Genomic DNA, 14,138 nt, shown 5'->3' with positions numbered 1-14,138 from the left:
TTGACCTGGGACGATCGTGACGGATGTGATGTTTACTCCCCGTTAGCGCCGGCGGAAACAGCGGAGAAACAGCCCGGCCTGTTCTCTTGCGTCTCGACGGCCGGCACCCGACCGGCCGCGCGGAACGAGGAGAACACCGGATGCGAACCCTTGGCGTGATCGCCGTGCTCGCACTGTCACTCACGGCCTGCGGCGCCGACGCCGGCACCGGCGACGGCGTGGCCTCCGTCAGCGGCGGGCAGTCCACCGCCAGTGCCCAGCCCAGCCTCGACCCCGGCGCCCAGGGCGTGAAATGGGCGCAGTGCATGCGCGAGAACGGCATCGACATCGAGGACCCCAAGCCCGGCCAGGGCGTCAAGATGACGATGGGCCCCGGCAGCAAGGAGGCCATGGACAAGGCCCAGAAGGCCTGCGAGGACCTGCGGCCCAAGGGCGGCATGGGCGGCAACGGCAACCCGCAGGGCGCCGAGAAGCTCCGCAAGCTCGCCCAGTGCATGCGCGACAACGGCGTCGAGGAGTTCCCCGACCCCGACGGCGGCATGCTCAGGATGACCAAGAACGTCGCCGACGACCCTGACTTCGAGGCCGCCCAGAAGACCTGCCAGATGGACGACACCATGGGAGGTTCTTGATGGGTCCGGCCGCCCTCGACGACCAGACGGGCTCGACGACGGGGTCCGACCGGCCGCGCCGCCGCCGCGGCCGGGGGAGAAAGATCATCGGACTGCTCGTCGCCGTCGCCCTCGCCGGCGCGGCGGCGGCCGTGACCGTCCGCATGCTCGACCGCACCGGCGAACCCGCGAGCGCCGCCGCCGCGCTCCCCCCGGCCACCACCCAGATCGCCAAGGAGACCCTGGAGGACACGCTGGAGGCCGACGGCGAACTCGGCTACGGCCCCGCCACCACCGCCGTCAACCGCAAGCCCGGCACCATCACCTGGCTGCCGGACAGCGGCGACACCATCACCCGCGGCCGATCGCTCTACCGCGTCGACAACGATCCGGTCGTCCTCATGTACGGGTCCACGCCCGCGTACCGGGACCTCCGCGACGGCGTCGAGGGCCGCGACGTCGAGAACCTGGAACGCAACCTCAGCAAGCTCGGCTACGACGGCTTCACCGTCGACAACGAGTACACCTACGCCACCGCCGCCGCCGTCATGGAATGGCAGGAGGACCGCGGCCTCGAACAGACCGGCGTGGTCGAGCTCGGCCGGGTCGTGTTCGCCGACGGCAAGGTCCGCGTCGACACGCTGGACGCCCAGGTCGGCCAGCCCGCCTCCCCGGGCCAGAAGGTGCTGTCCTACACCGGCACCACCAAGGTCGTCACCGTCCGGCTCGACGCCGAGGACCAGCGGCTGGCCAAGGAGAAGGCCAAGGTGTCCGTCACGCTGCCCGACGGCCGCACCGCGCGCGGCAGGGTCACCGAGGTCGCCACCGTCATCGTGCCGGGGGAGGGCAACCAGGACCCGGAAACCAAGATCGAAACGCTCGTCACGCTCGACGCCAAGGACAGGAAGAAGGCCGCCGGCCTCGACAACGCCGCCGTGGACGTCACCTTCACCGCCGACAAGCGCGAGAACGTCCTCACCGTGCCCATCGCCTCACTCGTCGCCCTGCGCGAAGGCGGCTTCGGCGTCGAGATCGTCGAGGGCGCCACCACCCGGTACGTCGCCGTCGAGACCGGCCTGTTCTCCGGCGGGCGCGTCGAGATCGAAGGCGAGGGCCTGGCCGAAGGCATGACCGTGGGGACGGCCGCCTCATGATCTCCCTGACCGACGTGAGCAAGACCTACCCCGGCGGCGTCACCGCGCTGGCCTCCGTCTCCCTGGAGATCCGGCACGGCGAGCTCGTCGCCATCGTCGGCCCGTCCGGGTCCGGCAAGTCCACGATGCTCAACACCATCGGCACCCTCGACCGGCCCACCAGCGGGACCGTGCGCATCGACGGCCACGACGTGTCCACGCTGTCGGACAACCAGCTCTCCGCGCTGCGCGGCACCCGTATCGGCTTCGTCTTCCAGCACTTCCACCTGGCCGCCAGGGTCGCCGCGCTGGACAACGTCGCCGACGGCCTCCTCTACAGCGGCCTGCCGCTCGCCGAACGCCGCCGCCGCGCCCGCGCCGCCCTCGACCGCGTCGGCCTCGGCCACCGCATCGACCACGAGCCCCACGAACTGTCCGGCGGCGAACGCCAGCGCGTCGCCATCGCCCGCGCCGTCGCCGGCGACCCGCCGCTCCTGCTCGCCGACGAACCCACCGGCGCCCTCGACTCCGTCTCCGGCGCCGGCGTCATGGAACTGCTGCACGACCTGCACGCCGCCGGCACCACCATCGTGATCATCACCCACGATCGGGAGATCGCCGGCGGCCTGCCCCGGCAGGTACGCATGCGCGACGGCCGCATCGTCGCCGACTCCGCCGCGCTCACCGGAGCCACCAGATGACCGCCCCCCTCACCGTGGCCAGGATGCGCCCCCGCGACGTGATGCGCGTCGGCGCCGTCGGCCTGCGCACCCGCCCCCTGCGCGCCTTCCTGTCGGCACTCGGCATCGCCATCGGCATCGCCGCCATGATCGGCGTCGTCGGCATCTCCTCCTCGTCCGGCGCCGAACTCGACCGCCAGCTCTCCGCCCTCGGCACCAACCTGCTCACCGTCTCCTCCGGGCAGACCATCATGGGCGAACAGGCCAAGATGCCCGTCGACGCCGAAGCCATGATCGAACGCATCGGCCCCGTCCAGGCCGTCTCCGCCATGGGCGAGATCCCCGAAGCCAAGGTCTACCGGTCCGAACAGATCCCCGCCGCCCAGACCGGTGGCCTCGCCGCCTACGCCGCCCGCCTCGACCTGCCCCAGGTCCTCGGCGCCACCCTGCGCAGCGGCACCTGGCTCAACGCCGCCACCCACACCTACCCCGCCGTCGTCCTCGGCGCCACCGCCGCCCAACGGCTCGGCATCACCGCCGCCGGCCCCGACGCCCAGGTCGTCATCGGCGGCGAACGCTTCACCGTCGTCGGCATCCTCCACCCCCTCGCCCTCGCCGCCGACCTCGACACCGGCGCCCTCGTCGGCTGGCCCGCCGCCGAACGCATCCTCGACTACGACGGCCACCCGACCACCCTCTACACGCGCGTCGACGAAAACCGGATGGAGGCCGTACGGTCGGTCCTCGCCGGCACCGCCAACCCCGAGGCGTCCAACGAGATCGACATCTCCCGGCCCTCCGACGCGCTGGCGGCCAAACAGGCTACGGAGCAGGCGTTCACCGGGCTGCTGCTGGGCGTGGGGGCGGTGGCGCTCATCGTCGGCGGGGTGGGGGTGGCCAACACCATGGTCATCTCGGTGCTGGAACGGCGCTCGGAGATCGGGCTGCGCAGGTCGCTCGGGGCTACCCGGGGGCAGATCCGGACCCAGTTCCTCGCCGAGTCGCTGCTGCTGTCGGCGATGGGCGGGGTGGGGGGCGTGTGCATCGGGGCGGTGGTGACCGTGGGATACGCCACGTACGAGGGATGGCCCAGCGTCATTCCGGCCGAGGCCACGGCGGGCGGGCTGGCGGCGACGCTGGTGATCGGGGCGGTGGCGGGGCTCTACCCGGCCATCAGGGCGTCACGCCTGTCGCCTACGGAGGCCCTGGCGGCCCCTTGACGCCACCCGTTGTGGGCCGGGGCTGCCCGCCCCGGCGAGCGGGCTTCGCCGTCGGCGCTGTCGCGCCTGGGGGCTCAGGCGCTCGTTCCCAGTCGGGTCGGGCCATGCCCGACCCCGGGCGGTCCTCGCTCCGCTCGGGCTGCCTCCCAGGACGGGCGCCTGGCGGCGCCCGAGCTTCGCCCCACCTCAGCCGTCGTAACCTCAATGCCTCAAGGCCCCCGCAACACCCGTATCCCCCACCAAGAGCCCAGAAGCCGCGCCCCTCCCAGCCTTCTGCGCGATTCGCCATAACCCCAGTCGAGCAGCTCCCCTAGGCCCAGTCCACGCCGCCGAGAAAGGACCCCCTTCCCCCGCGACGGCTCGTATCCGAAACCCTGCCCACGTTACAATCGCAGCCCTGTCGGGCGACGTGTGAGGAATGCGATGCGACGAGGCGGTAGGCCGGTTTCCAGAAGGCATCACTCACCGGGCTCCGCCGCACCTCACCCCCGTCGTAAACGAGCCTGGTACGCGATTCCGATCGTCACGGTAATAGCCGCCCCTTTCGTCGTGGGCTATGCGGCGGAGTATCTGGCCGGCCTGACCCCCGTACCCGGTGCCTCGGAGCCGGGGACGCCGACCCAGGTGGCGCCGACCTCGGTGGCGCCGACCTCGCCCACCGCCTCCGCCGAGGATGCTTCCGAGCCGCCCATCCTGATCGACCGGGTGAAGCTCGAATGGGACGACCTGGGTTTCGGCAACATCCACACGCTGCCGAAGCCGGTGGACATGAGCGTCAGCGAGCTGGAGCAGTTCAACGACCTGACCTATGAAGAGCAGCAGGCGTGGTTCGCGCGTAACGGCAGCGTCCCTCTCGGGCAGATGCGGGTCGAGGTCGTCCTGCGTGGCAACCGTGACAAGCAGGTGCGGATCATGCAGATCACGGCCGACAAGAAATGCACGCCGCCGCATGCCGGGACCATCTTCTGGGACCCGCCGGGCGGGGCGGAGGACGAGGTGGTGCGGCTCGGATTCGACCTCGACTCGGATCCCACCGAGGCGCAGCGGCTGGAGAAATTCAAGTTCGCCGGCCCGTACTTCTCGGAGAAGACCATCTCGCTGAAGCGCGACGAGGAGGTCGTTCTGCATTTCTATGTGACCACGGAAAAGCGATACTGCTCTTTCGTGTTCCGCGCCGACACGCTCAGCCAGGGTCAGGAAAAGCCGTTGGTCATCGACAACAAGGGGCGTCCTTTCGAGTTGAGCGCCGTTCTCAAGAATGCCGAGGGCACCTGGGATCCATCGCGGTACGAAATCGCGTACCAGGGGGACGGGCAGTTGCTCGAAGGCGACGAGGGCACGCAGTGGAGCAGGATGAGCGGCGCCGAGTAAGCCAGATGGTTCACCGGGACCTGAGCCGTTCGACCAGTTCGGTCACCGTGGCGGACTCCAGCCAGGCCGGTCCGCCGTGGTCGAGCCGGTCCATCCCGCCCACCAGCACCCCCAGCTCGGCATCCTCCAGAACCACCCCCTGCGGCGGCGTGGACATGATCCTCGCCCCCTCCGGCAGCGGATCGCCCGGCTTCACGATGTTCCCGAGCGGGGGACGCGGGTCGCCGAACAGCACGACCTTCGTCCCCGGGGGAATCGCGCGCCGGTAGTCGGCGACGCCCTTCGCGGGCAGCCAGTCCGCTGCGGCCCTGGTGGCATCCCTGACCACCGCGCCCTGGTCGAACCCGGCGAACACGTACGAGCCGGCCGTGGCGCCCTTCACCGGATCGGTCACCCGCACCCGCATGAGCATCAGGTAGTCCAGCGGCCCGCCCGGGTAGGTCGCAGCCGCCGGCCCCTGCTGCCAGTCGTCGACGACCCCGCCGACCACCGTCCCCTCCTGGGCGGCCAGCGCTTCGGGCGTCTCCACGGCCGGGTAGTCGGCCCAGGACGTGATCAGGGAGACGTCCAGGGACGAGTGCTCGATCCGGGCGCGGTAGCGCAGCACGTCCTCCGCCGTCACCTCGCGCTCGCCACCGCCGCACCCGGACACCGCGAGCGGGAGCGCCAGGAGCACCGCCATGATCACCCGGTTCACGGGAACCACTATGCCGTGGCCCGCACCAGGCGGCACGGGCCACGCCCGGGTCACGACAGCAGCCTGTCCCCGATCCAGCCGTCGGCCGTGCAGCCGGGCGGGACGGCGAACACGGCCGAGCCGATCGTCGTCACCCATTCGTTGAGCAGGTCCCCCTCCGCCAGCCGCTGCTGGACGGGGACGAACTGCCGCTCCACGTCCGCCTGGTAGGAGGCGAACAGCAGCCCGGAATCCGAGGTCCCGTCCGCGCTGATCCCTTCGTCGTAGTTGTACGGTCTGCGCAGGATGCGGAGGCCGGGATCGGCGGTACGGGCCCGCCTGATGTGCGCGTACTCGGAGATGACCGGGAAGCCGAACCCGTTCAGCCGGTCGAAGTCGGGCTCGTCGTGCTCGGCCCGGCCGGTCAGCGGGGCGCCGGTGTCGAGGCGGCGGCCGATGGTGAACTCCCTGGCCACCCGGTCGGCGGCGTCCCAGGTCTCCAGGTTCATGCGGATGCGCCGGAAGACGAGCGTGGTGCCGCCGCGCAGCCATTCCGGGCCGTCGGTGATCCATACGGCCTTGTCCAGGTCCGTCGGGTTCACGGTGCCGTCGAGCTGGCCCATCAGGTTGCGTTGCGTGACGCCCGGCGCTCCGGCGGAGCTGCGGAAGCCGCGCTGCGTCCACCGGACCCGGGCGAAGGACCGCGCGTCCTTGACGATCATCCGCAGGGCGTGGGCGACCGTCAGGTTGTCGTCGGCGCAGATCTGCACCAGCAGGTCGCCGCCGTTCCACCGCTTGTCCAGCTTGTCCGTCTCGAACGCGGGCAGCGGCCGCAGGGGCGACTCCGCCTTCGCCGCCTTGAACAGCCCCGGCCCAAAGCCGAACGTCACGGTCAGCCGCGCCGGACCGGCGGCCAGCTCGGGCTCGGTGTCGGCCAATGCGGGCTGCCCCTGGGTGAGGCGGCGGGCGTCGTCGGTCAGCAGCGGCAGCAGCCGGGCCAGCGCCTCCTTGTCGGTGCCGGGCAGCAGGTCGAAGGCCACGAACACGGCGTGCGCCTGGGGAGCCGTCGCCACCCCGGCCTGGTGCGTCCCGTGGAACGCCTCCACCCCGGAGCCCGCCGACGCCTGGGCGCTGCCGCCCACAGCGGCGGCGGCAGTGGCGGCCCCGGCCACGAACAGCCCACGCCGGCTGATCCCGGACATCAGTGCTCCATGCCGGGCTGGTAGTCCTCCTTGCCACCGGCGAAATCCTTGCCGATGGCGGTGAACTCCAGCGGCGCCCCGCCCTTCACGGTGAGCGTGAACGGGATCCGCGCGCCCGGCTTCACCTCTTCGGTGACGCCCATGAGCATGATGTGGTCGCCGCCGGGCCGCAGCTCGTGCTTGCCACCGGCCGGGACGACGAACCCGCCCTCCTTCGGACGCATCACCATCTTCCCTCCCGAGTCGACCACCTCGTGGAGCTCGATCGTGGGCGACAGCGGCGAGGCCCCGGCGGTGACGGTCAGGTCGGCCCCGGTGTGGTTGACGAGGGTCCCGAAGGCGGCGGTCATACCCTTCTTGACCGTCTTCACCCAGGGATCGGTGATGGTCAGCCCCTGGGCCGCGGGGACGGCGGCGGCGGTGGGCCCTTGGGGCGCGGTGGCCGTGGTGCTCTCGGTGGCGGTGCCGCACCCGCTCAACGCCACGACGGCAGCCAGCAGGAGCGCAGGACGAACGTACATCGGACATGCCTTTCTTCACCCCGTGACGCGCGCGTACGGCATGCACAGGGTGTGGATCGTCGGAAGGAGAATCAGTGGGTTCCGACGACCCGGGGCGGCCCGCGCAGGCTGACGACGTGCCGCAGCACGGCCGAACGCAGCACCGGCGGCTCGACAGTACGAGGGGCGGAGAAAGGAGTGTCAAGCACCGGCAGCAGCACGGCGAGCAGCCGCGTGACCAGCCGCCGCAGCAGCCCCCACAGGGCCGCCTCGCCGCGCGCCAGCCAGAGCGCGGTCAGCGCGGTCGCCCACCCGTGGGCGACCAGCATGCCGAGCCCGGGCACCAGCCCGGAGGAGGAGGCGTGCGCGACGTGCGCCACCGCCTCGGCCGCCGACCCGGCGTGCGCCAGCGAGAACAGCACGTGCAGCACGGCCTGCGCCGTGCCCAGCAAGGGCATGATCACGTACGCGCCGCGCTCGCGCCCCGCGACGGGCAGCGCCAGGCCGAACGCCGCCGCGAACCCCGCCACCAGGGCGGACCCGGTCACGCTCCCGCCGCCGAACACGTGCGCCACCACGCCCAGCCCGAGGCACACCCCGGCGAACACCGCGGTGCGGATCAGGCGGAACGGCAGGCTTGAAGACACGATGTCGCCATCATGGCACGCCCGCCTGCCGCCCGTTCGCCGAGGGATTGCCCCGGCATGAGCCCCGACGAGCTCGGTACGGCCCAGCTCGTCGAGATCTTCCTGCACGGCGCTCTGAAGGAGGGGAGCGCTGCTTAAATGACCCCCAATGCCGAAATTTCCTGACCTGCCGTCATTCGCCGCGGCCATGGCGCCCGTCATCGACGCGGTCCACGTCAACGTGCACGCCTCCGCCCGCCGTCCCCCCGACGGGCTCCTGAACGACCTCCGCTACGTCCTCCCGCTCCGCCCCGTCACCCGGGACGACCTCGCCACGGTCTACCGGTACGGCGACGCCGACGAACGCGAACGGGACCTCCGGGCCCACCTCCACGAGGGCGCCCTGACCGAGCAGGACGGCGTATTGCGCCTCACCGGCCAGGGCCTGGCGGCCGTCCACGACCTCTACGCCGCGCACTCGGCCGCCGTGACCCGCATCTGGCCGGACGTGACCGGCCCCGCCACCCTGGTGGGCCGGGTGCTCGACGAGGCGAGACGCGACCCGGGCGGCGCCCTCGCCGTCATGGCCCCGCCGTACGAACCGGACGGAACCCCTCCCGGTGTGCTCCTGTTCAACCGCCTGGCCGCGCTCCGCTACCACCGCGCCGACTGTCACGCCGCGTCCTGGCAGGCCGAAGGGCTCACGGCGGCCGAGATCGTCGCCCTCCGCCCCGGCCCGCTGCGCGACCGCGTCGAGTCCGGTACGAACCGCCGCGCCGCCCGCCCGTACGCGACGCTCACGGAGCAGGAACGCGCCACTCTTTACGACGACTTGCTCAACCTGGTCTAGGAGTAAAGAGGTTCGCGATTCCCACCTCCCGGTAACGGGCTGGAGGGAGCAATATGGTCGGGTACCTCAACCACCCGAGGGAGGGGCGTGGTGGATCAGGACCTGCCTGGCGGCCCGAGGCTGATCGTGGGAGTGGACGAGTCCCCGGCCTCGCGCTGGGCGCTGGCCTGGGCCATCGGCGTGGCCAGGCTCCACCGCATGGCGCTGGTCGCCGTGCACGTCAGCCGGGCTCCCGTGCATCCGTTCCCCGAGGCGCTGCCCGTGCAGCACGCCGTCAGACAGGGGGAGGAGGCCCGCTGCGCGGAGGTGGTGGCGGGCGTGTTCGACGACGTGGCGGGCGGCGTGCCCGACGACCTCAACGTCGCCATGCTGGCCAGGGTCGGCGACCCCGGCTATCACCTCGTCGACCTGGCGGGCGAGGGTGATCTGCTGGTGCTCGGCCGGGGCAGGCGCGGGCTGATCAGCAGGATGTTCCTGCCCTCGACCAGCATGTATTGCGCGCGGCACGCCCGTACGACCGTCGTGATCGTACGGCAGCCGACACCGCCGGACGACGCGCCGCTCTCGGGCGACCGCGCCCGGCGGTTCTTCGGCCGCCGGCACTGAGCCGCCTACCCGGCCAGCTCGTAACCGGCCTCTTCGACGGCCTTGCTGATGTCGGACCGGTCGACGGGGGCGTCGCTGACCACGGTCAGCAGGCCGCTCGCCAGGTCGACCTCCACGGACGTGACGCCGGCGACCTCCCCGACCTCCTCCTTGACCGAACTCACGCAGTGGCCGCAGGTCATGCCGTTCACGGTGAAGGTGGCGGTGCTCATGTCGTGCTCCTTCGTAAACTCGTGCTGTCTGCTCTGCAGACTCTAACACCCTACCCCCCTGGGGTATGCCCGGCGGAGGGGACTTTCTTCCTCGCGCACTCACCCGCCGCATTTGGCATGATCCAACTGATGGGTACGTAGGACCGCTGCCATCACTTGCTAGGCTGCAAGTCAACCGTTGGGTCTCACCCCGGCAGGTGAGACCGTCGAAGAAGTGGGGTCACACCGTGAAGAAGCTGCTTGTTCTGGCCCTGGTCGCCCTTGGGGGGTTGCTGATCTGGCGCAAGGTGCAGGCTGACCGCGCCGAGCTCGATCTGTGGACCGAGGCGACCGGTAGCGAGAACTAACCGACCGGCGAGGCGATGAGTGACGTCATCCCCATCAAACTGGCGTGCCTGGACCTTTCAGGCACCACGGTCGGTGACATCGCCATGGTCGAGCGCGCGTTCGCCGAGGCGATCGCGACCCAGGGCATAGTCCCCGGGACCGGGGCCTACGCACGTGCCATGGTTCACGTGCACCGGTCCCGGGGCCGCCCGACCATCGATGTCTTCCGCGGGATCTTCCCCGACAACGAAGCACAGGCCCAGGCGGCGAACCTCACGTTCGAACGCTCCTACGAGGGCGCCATCGAACGCGCCGGCCTCATCCCGACGCCCGGAGTCATCGAGGTCTTCGACAAACTCCGGGGCTCCGGCGTCCACGTCGCCCTGATCACCGGCTTCAGCCGCACCACGCTGAGCCGGGTCCTCGCCATGCTCAACTGGCATGACAAGGTCGACCTCGCCATCACCCCCGAAGACGCGGGCGGCCGCGGCCGCCCCTGGCCCGACATGGTCCTGCACGCCGTGCTCCGCCTCGGCATCCCCGACGTCCGCCAGGTGGCGGTCGCGGGCGACTCCGAAAGCGACATGCTCTGCGGCCGCAGCGCCGGCGCCGCCATCGTGGCCGGCGTCCTCACCGGCGTCCACAGCCGCGAACGCCTGGTCAAAGGGGGTGCCACCCACCTCCTGGAGTCGATCAGCAGCCTCCCCGACCTGATCCTCACGGACGACCTCGGCACGACGCAGGTACCCGCGTAGGTTCGGTAAGCTAGCTTTCGTTCGCTCAAGGGGCCTTAGCTCAGCTGGCAGAGCGCCTGCTTTGCAAGCAGGATGTCAGGAGTTCGAATCTCCTAGGCTCCACACACACGAGAGCCCAGGTCAGGCGGCCTGGGCTTTCGGCTTGTGCAAAGGGCGGTTCCAGGGCGTGCCCGATGGGTTCTTCGTGAGTGCGCCGCGGGCCAGCTTGTCCAGCTTGCGGGCTACCTCGCGCTGCCGTTCGTCGGTGGAGTGCTGGTAGATGAGCGCGGCCCGTGTGCTGGAGTGGCCCATGCGCGCCATCAGCTCCCGGATCGACGGCGACGAGACGATCAGGCGGGCCTGGATTGATTGTCTGCGGCACAGCGAGAAGTAGTCTCGCGGTATGGAGCGTCGATCGCCGCTTATCACACAGATTTCCTGGGGCCGGACGGTAGTCGAGGGCCTGGGCGAAGGCAAGGACTTCAAGCTCTATCCCGGTGGAGGACGGCACTGGGACTGGAACGAGACCGGCACCCGGCACACTCCCGGCATCCAACCCGCCGACGTCCAGGAGCTACTCAAAAACGGCAGCCAGACGATCGTTCTGTCCCGTGGCATGCGGCTGGTCCTGCAGACCTGCCCCGAGACGCTGGACCTCTTGATGGAGAAGGGCGTCGAGATCTATGTGGAGGAGACGACGGCCGCCGTCGAGCGTTACAACGCCCTGGCGGCGACCATCCCCGTAGGTGGGTTGATCCACTCCACCTGTTGATCGGTGGCATGCCCCTGCACAAGAACCGGAACATGCGCGGAACGGCTCGCTTCCCACTCCACTTTTGATGAGGCGACTTCAGCACAGGAGTCCGCCGTCTTCCGGGACGTCACCATAGGAGGCGGAGATGTCGATGCCGTACCCTTCGACGCCGTCCACGCGGTGCCTTCCGACCGAGAGGAAGGCTGTGGCTCCTTTGATCTTCTTGGTATAGCAGGTGTCCGTTGCGGGATCTTCGATGACGACTGGCCGCCATCCGTCGGCCTTAGCCGCCGTGTCGTAGAAAGAGGTGTACTCCCCCTGAATGCCGGAGGATTCATAGAATCTGCCCGCGTGAGGAACGTATCGTCTCGGAAACATCCGGTGTAGCCGTCCCTGGAGACGGCCCGTTCCGGATGAGCGGTGAGTATCTTCTGTGCCGCCAGCACCCGGATCAAATTCGCCTCTTCGGAAGTGCACCCTGAACCGGTGAGCCTCGTCAGTCCCATGTACGCGAGCCCGCCCAGCAGGAGCGCCGTTATCGCCAGACCGGCGATGACCTTCACGAGCACGGGGGCGGACTTCCACAGCCGGAGCGTACTGAAGTCGATCAGGGACGGAAGGCTGCCGGAACGGGGACCGCCGGCTGTGGCCGTGCCCGTCGCGTGCCCGATGAGGCGAGGATCAGGAGGAAACAGCGGAGAGCCTCGGGGCATGAGATCAAGGCTGTGAGCTGCGTCTTCGCTGGTCACCCATGATCGGGAAGCGGCCTTTTCAGCTGACGCTCAGCCGGGGTGGCACAGCGACGAACCGGTGAACGATCATTCTGTACGTGGCGATGCTTCGGTTGCTGGCGATCGGCCTTCTCAGCGGTGTCGCAGTGCTGCCGCTCATATGGCTTCAGCGCGGCGAGAACTTCGAGCACGCCCGACTCGCCGCCTTGATGGCGCTGGACGCCGGACAGGTCGTAACCGTTCCGGTCGCGCTGCTGGTGGGCGTCGTGCTGACCGCCACGCGGTCGTGGACGCGTACACCTGGCTACGCCCTGGGTTCGATCACGACGCTGTTCGGCCTGGTCGTCGCAACGCAGGCGTGGGCGGCGATGAACTGGGTCGAAGGACGACCTTCCGGGATCGGTGATCCGGACGGGGAGTTCGTCGTAGCCGTCGTCGCCCTGTTCTCCGGCGTGATCACGACCCTTGCGGGCGCACTCGTCCTCCTCTTGCGGTGGACCGGCTACGAGTCGCAAACGGCACCGTCGTCACGCGGCGGGAGAAGCCGTCAGCGCTCGGCGCGTCTCCGTGGATGAGACTTCGCTGTATGCGTGGGGATCTGTGCGTGGCGAAGGATCTGCATGGCCACGCGCGGGCGGATGTCCAGGGCGACGAGCCAAGACGTACAGGTCTTGCGGGTAGCGCGAAGCCGACCAACGTCAAAGGCGTTCGGCGCCGGGTAGGCCACTCGTGGGCAAGGTGAACCAGTCACACTGTGCCTCCGGTCCTCCGGACGTAGCGCACTTCGACTGCTGTTCGTCTTCGACCCTGGACGAGATGCCATCGTTCTCGTTGCCGCAGACAAGATCAAGGCGAGCCCTGCCGAACCTAACCGCTGGCATGAGGAAGCCATACCGCACGCGGAGCGGCTGTACGAATTTTTTGAAAGAGCGCGCAGAAAGGGAGGAGTAGCGCCAATGACGACGTTCAAGAAGTGGAACCGCGCCGGGCACGTTGAGCAGGCCGGAGGAGAAGAGGCCCTTGCTGAGACCCGGCGCATCGTTGACGATTTCATCGATGCTTGGCAGCTTGCCCAGCGCCGCAAGAGCGCTGCGTTGACACAGAACGAGGTTGCTTCCCTGATGGGCGTGACGAAGGCGCGGGTCTCGCAGATCGAGCGTGGCGAAGTCTCATCCGTGGACGTGGTGGCCCGTTATGTGGAGGCCATCGGCGGGCGACTTGAACTCACCGCCAGCTTTCCTGGCGCCACCTACAAGCCGCGCCGGCTGGGCTCGGCGGTTATCGGTGCAGGAGGGCGTCGAGTCCCGCCTCGATGATGGTTTCGGTGTCCACTGTGTGGGCCGCGTGCAGTGATGCGTAGAGCGGGGCGATTGCGCTGTCGACAGGGGCGTCTCGCTCGTGGCCTGCCGTCGGGGTCGTTGTCGCGCTGCCGATGACGAAGTTCGACAGCGCATACGCATCGCTGAGGGGGTCGGTCGCGCCGCGCTCGGCGAGCAGGACGCACATGCGTTCGGAGAGGCGCAGGTAGTTCGGCCCCCTGGGGGCGCGCATGGCGATGACCTGGCACGCCCAGGGGTGCCGTACGAGATGGCGGTAGTAGGCGAGCATCAAGGCGTGAAGCCCGGCCTGCTCGACGGCTTCCTGCAGGCCGGTGTCGCGCCCGAGTGCGTCATCGAGCGCGAGGTCGTAGAGGTCGTCGACCGACGTGACTCTGGAGTACAGGCTGGCAGGAGCCACTTCCAGCCGGAACGCGACGGCGCGGACGGTGAGCGCTCGCAGTCCGCCCTCGTCCAGCAGCTCCACGGCCGTTCGTGCGACGTCGCGCACGTCCACGGCGCGCGCTCTGCGGACAGGCTTGCGGCGCTCCCAATAACTCACATGACCACTTTATCCGAACTATGTTAG

The 14,138-nt window shown here is 69.6% G+C and carries 19 protein-coding genes and 1 tRNA gene; 13 read left to right on the top strand and 7 right to left on the bottom strand.

The genetic code is table 11. The annotated features are described in order from the left end of the window. Positions 1 to 140 precede the first annotated feature (140 nt). From KME80_RS11930 to KME80_RS11910, 5 genes are all read left to right on the top strand, one after another. Positions 141 to 632 carry a hypothetical protein gene (locus KME80_RS11930; RefSeq protein WP_219504310.1) on the top strand — a complete coding sequence of 164 codons (492 nt, stop codon included), beginning with the start codon at positions 141 to 143 and terminating at the stop codon, positions 630 to 632. Then, positions 632 to 1,765: a peptidoglycan-binding protein gene (locus tag KME80_RS11925; protein WP_219504308.1), complete on the top strand. Its 1,134-nt coding sequence runs from the start codon at positions 632 to 634 to the stop codon at positions 1,763 to 1,765. Before KME80_RS11930 ends, KME80_RS11925 begins: the two co-directional genes overlap by 1 nt. Then, entirely contained in the window at positions 1,762 to 2,445 is a 684-nt protein-coding gene (locus KME80_RS11920; protein WP_219504307.1) for an ABC transporter ATP-binding protein, read from the top strand. Before KME80_RS11925 ends, KME80_RS11920 begins: the two co-directional genes overlap by 4 nt. Beyond that, positions 2,442 to 3,644: an ABC transporter permease gene (locus tag KME80_RS11915; protein ID WP_219504304.1), complete on the top strand. Its 1,203-nt coding sequence runs from the start codon at positions 2,442 to 2,444 to the stop codon at positions 3,642 to 3,644. Before KME80_RS11920 ends, KME80_RS11915 begins: the two co-directional genes overlap by 4 nt. A 549-nt stretch (positions 3,645 to 4,193) precedes the next feature. Continuing rightward, positions 4,194 to 5,015, top strand: a complete 822-nt coding sequence (locus KME80_RS11910; RefSeq protein WP_219504303.1) for a hypothetical protein — start codon at positions 4,194 to 4,196, stop codon at positions 5,013 to 5,015. A 10-nt stretch (positions 5,016 to 5,025) separates the two neighbouring features. On the opposite strand, the gene KME80_RS11905 is transcribed toward KME80_RS11910, so the two are convergent. The 4 genes from KME80_RS11905 to KME80_RS11890 all read right to left on the bottom strand — a co-directional run bounded on the left by KME80_RS11905 (position 5,026) and on the right by KME80_RS11890 (position 8,040). Beyond that, entirely contained in the window at positions 5,026 to 5,712 is a 687-nt protein-coding gene (locus KME80_RS11905) for a hypothetical protein (RefSeq protein ID WP_219504302.1), read from the bottom strand. Between the two features lie 50 nt (positions 5,713 to 5,762). Next, positions 5,763 to 6,893 carry a Dyp-type peroxidase gene (locus KME80_RS11900; RefSeq protein ID WP_219504300.1) on the bottom strand — a complete coding sequence of 377 codons (1,131 nt, stop codon included), beginning with the start codon at positions 6,891 to 6,893 and terminating at the stop codon, positions 5,763 to 5,765. After that, positions 6,893 to 7,414 carry a copper chaperone PCu(A)C gene (locus KME80_RS11895; protein WP_219504298.1) on the bottom strand — a complete coding sequence of 174 codons (522 nt, stop codon included), beginning with the start codon at positions 7,412 to 7,414 and terminating at the stop codon, positions 6,893 to 6,895. The genes KME80_RS11900 and KME80_RS11895 overlap by 1 nt, the downstream gene beginning before the upstream one ends. A gap of 71 nt (positions 7,415 to 7,485) precedes the next feature. Continuing rightward, positions 7,486 to 8,040 carry an MFS transporter gene (locus KME80_RS11890; RefSeq protein ID WP_219504297.1) on the bottom strand — a complete coding sequence of 185 codons (555 nt, stop codon included), beginning with the start codon at positions 8,038 to 8,040 and terminating at the stop codon, positions 7,486 to 7,488. 148 nt (positions 8,041 to 8,188) lie between these two features. Between KME80_RS11890 and KME80_RS11885 the strand changes: the two genes are divergently transcribed. Continuing rightward, positions 8,189 to 8,869, top strand: coding sequence for a hypothetical protein (locus KME80_RS11885; RefSeq protein WP_219504294.1), 681 nt, complete (start codon positions 8,189 to 8,191; stop codon positions 8,867 to 8,869). A gap of 87 nt (positions 8,870 to 8,956) precedes the next feature. Continuing rightward, positions 8,957 to 9,475 carry a universal stress protein gene (locus tag KME80_RS11880; RefSeq protein WP_219504292.1) on the top strand — a complete coding sequence of 173 codons (519 nt, stop codon included), beginning with the start codon at positions 8,957 to 8,959 and terminating at the stop codon, positions 9,473 to 9,475. A 5-nt stretch (positions 9,476 to 9,480) separates the two neighbouring features. Here KME80_RS11880 and KME80_RS11875 read toward each other — a convergent pair whose 3' ends face one another. Next, positions 9,481 to 9,687 carry a heavy-metal-associated domain-containing protein gene (locus KME80_RS11875; RefSeq protein ID WP_219504290.1) on the bottom strand — a complete coding sequence of 69 codons (207 nt, stop codon included), beginning with the start codon at positions 9,685 to 9,687 and terminating at the stop codon, positions 9,481 to 9,483. A gap of 227 nt (positions 9,688 to 9,914) precedes the next feature. On the opposite strand from KME80_RS11875, the gene KME80_RS11870 reads away from it, so the two are divergent. From KME80_RS11870 to KME80_RS11855, 4 genes are all read left to right on the top strand, one after another. Next, positions 9,915 to 10,034 (top strand): DLW-39 family protein, encoded by a 120-nt coding sequence (locus KME80_RS11870; protein WP_013130296.1) that lies wholly within the window; start codon positions 9,915 to 9,917, stop codon positions 10,032 to 10,034. A gap of 15 nt (positions 10,035 to 10,049) precedes the next feature. Then, positions 10,050 to 10,769, top strand: a complete 720-nt coding sequence (locus KME80_RS11865; RefSeq protein ID WP_219504288.1) for an HAD family hydrolase — start codon at positions 10,050 to 10,052, stop codon at positions 10,767 to 10,769. Between the two features lie 29 nt (positions 10,770 to 10,798). Next, positions 10,799 to 10,871, top strand: a tRNA-Ala gene (locus tag KME80_RS11860). A gap of 280 nt (positions 10,872 to 11,151) precedes the next feature. Next, a complete protein-coding gene (locus KME80_RS11855) occupies positions 11,152 to 11,520 on the top strand; it encodes an Mth938-like domain-containing protein (RefSeq protein ID WP_219504286.1) in 369 nt (122 codons plus the stop codon). A 78-nt stretch (positions 11,521 to 11,598) separates the two neighbouring features. Here KME80_RS11855 and KME80_RS11850 read toward each other — a convergent pair whose 3' ends face one another. Then, entirely contained in the window at positions 11,599 to 11,880 is a 282-nt protein-coding gene (locus KME80_RS11850; protein ID WP_219504284.1) for a hypothetical protein, read from the bottom strand. A gap of 451 nt (positions 11,881 to 12,331) precedes the next feature. On the opposite strand from KME80_RS11850, the gene KME80_RS11845 reads away from it, so the two are divergent. Beyond that, positions 12,332 to 12,808 (top strand): hypothetical protein, encoded by a 477-nt coding sequence (locus KME80_RS11845; RefSeq protein WP_219504282.1) that lies wholly within the window; start codon positions 12,332 to 12,334, stop codon positions 12,806 to 12,808. Positions 12,809 to 13,189: 381 nt separating this feature from the next. Beyond that, positions 13,190 to 13,549 (top strand): helix-turn-helix domain-containing protein, encoded by a 360-nt coding sequence (locus KME80_RS11835; RefSeq protein WP_219504280.1) that lies wholly within the window; start codon positions 13,190 to 13,192, stop codon positions 13,547 to 13,549. Here KME80_RS11835 and KME80_RS11830 read toward each other — a convergent pair. Beyond that, positions 13,512 to 14,066 carry a TetR/AcrR family transcriptional regulator C-terminal domain-containing protein gene (locus tag KME80_RS11830; protein ID WP_219504278.1) on the bottom strand — a complete coding sequence of 185 codons (555 nt, stop codon included), beginning with the start codon at positions 14,064 to 14,066 and terminating at the stop codon, positions 13,512 to 13,514. The two genes, KME80_RS11835 and KME80_RS11830, sit on opposite strands and share 38 nt — an antisense overlap. Positions 14,067 to 14,138 lie beyond the last annotated feature (72 nt).

The organism is Nonomuraea ceibae (genome assembly GCF_019396325.1).
Taxonomy (GTDB): domain Bacteria; phylum Actinomycetota; class Actinomycetes; order Streptosporangiales; family Streptosporangiaceae; genus Nonomuraea; species Nonomuraea ceibae.
This window is presented reverse-complemented; position numbering and strand designations above follow the sequence as displayed.

What these genes read in the sequence shown, in the direction of transcription:
- KME80_RS11930 (WP_219504310.1), top strand. Translation starts at nt 141, where the DNA reads ATGCGAACCCTTGGCGTGATCGCCGTGCTCGCACTGTCACTCACGGCC.
- KME80_RS11925 (WP_219504308.1), top strand. Translation starts at nt 632, where the DNA reads ATGGGTCCGGCCGCCCTCGACGACCAGACGGGCTCGACGACGGGGTCC.
- KME80_RS11920 (WP_219504307.1), top strand. Translation starts at nt 1,762, where the DNA reads ATGATCTCCCTGACCGACGTGAGCAAGACCTACCCCGGCGGCGTCACC.
- KME80_RS11915 (WP_219504304.1), top strand. Translation starts at nt 2,442, where the DNA reads ATGACCGCCCCCCTCACCGTGGCCAGGATGCGCCCCCGCGACGTGATG.
- KME80_RS11900 (WP_219504300.1), bottom strand. Translation starts at nt 6,893, where the DNA reads ATGTCCGGGATCAGCCGGCGTGGGCTGTTCGTGGCCGGGGCCGCCACT.
- KME80_RS11895 (WP_219504298.1), bottom strand. Translation starts at nt 7,414, where the DNA reads ATGTACGTTCGTCCTGCGCTCCTGCTGGCTGCCGTCGTGGCGTTGAGC.
- KME80_RS11885 (WP_219504294.1), top strand. Translation starts at nt 8,189, where the DNA reads ATGCCGAAATTTCCTGACCTGCCGTCATTCGCCGCGGCCATGGCGCCC.
- KME80_RS11875 (WP_219504290.1), bottom strand. Translation starts at nt 9,687, where the DNA reads ATGAGCACCGCCACCTTCACCGTGAACGGCATGACCTGCGGCCACTGC.
- KME80_RS11865 (WP_219504288.1), top strand. Translation starts at nt 10,050, where the DNA reads ATGAGTGACGTCATCCCCATCAAACTGGCGTGCCTGGACCTTTCAGGC.
- KME80_RS11855 (WP_219504286.1), top strand. Translation starts at nt 11,152, where the DNA reads ATGGAGCGTCGATCGCCGCTTATCACACAGATTTCCTGGGGCCGGACG.
- KME80_RS11850 (WP_219504284.1), bottom strand. Translation starts at nt 11,880, where the DNA reads ATGTTTCCGAGACGATACGTTCCTCACGCGGGCAGATTCTATGAATCC.
- KME80_RS11835 (WP_219504280.1), top strand. Translation starts at nt 13,190, where the DNA reads ATGACGACGTTCAAGAAGTGGAACCGCGCCGGGCACGTTGAGCAGGCC.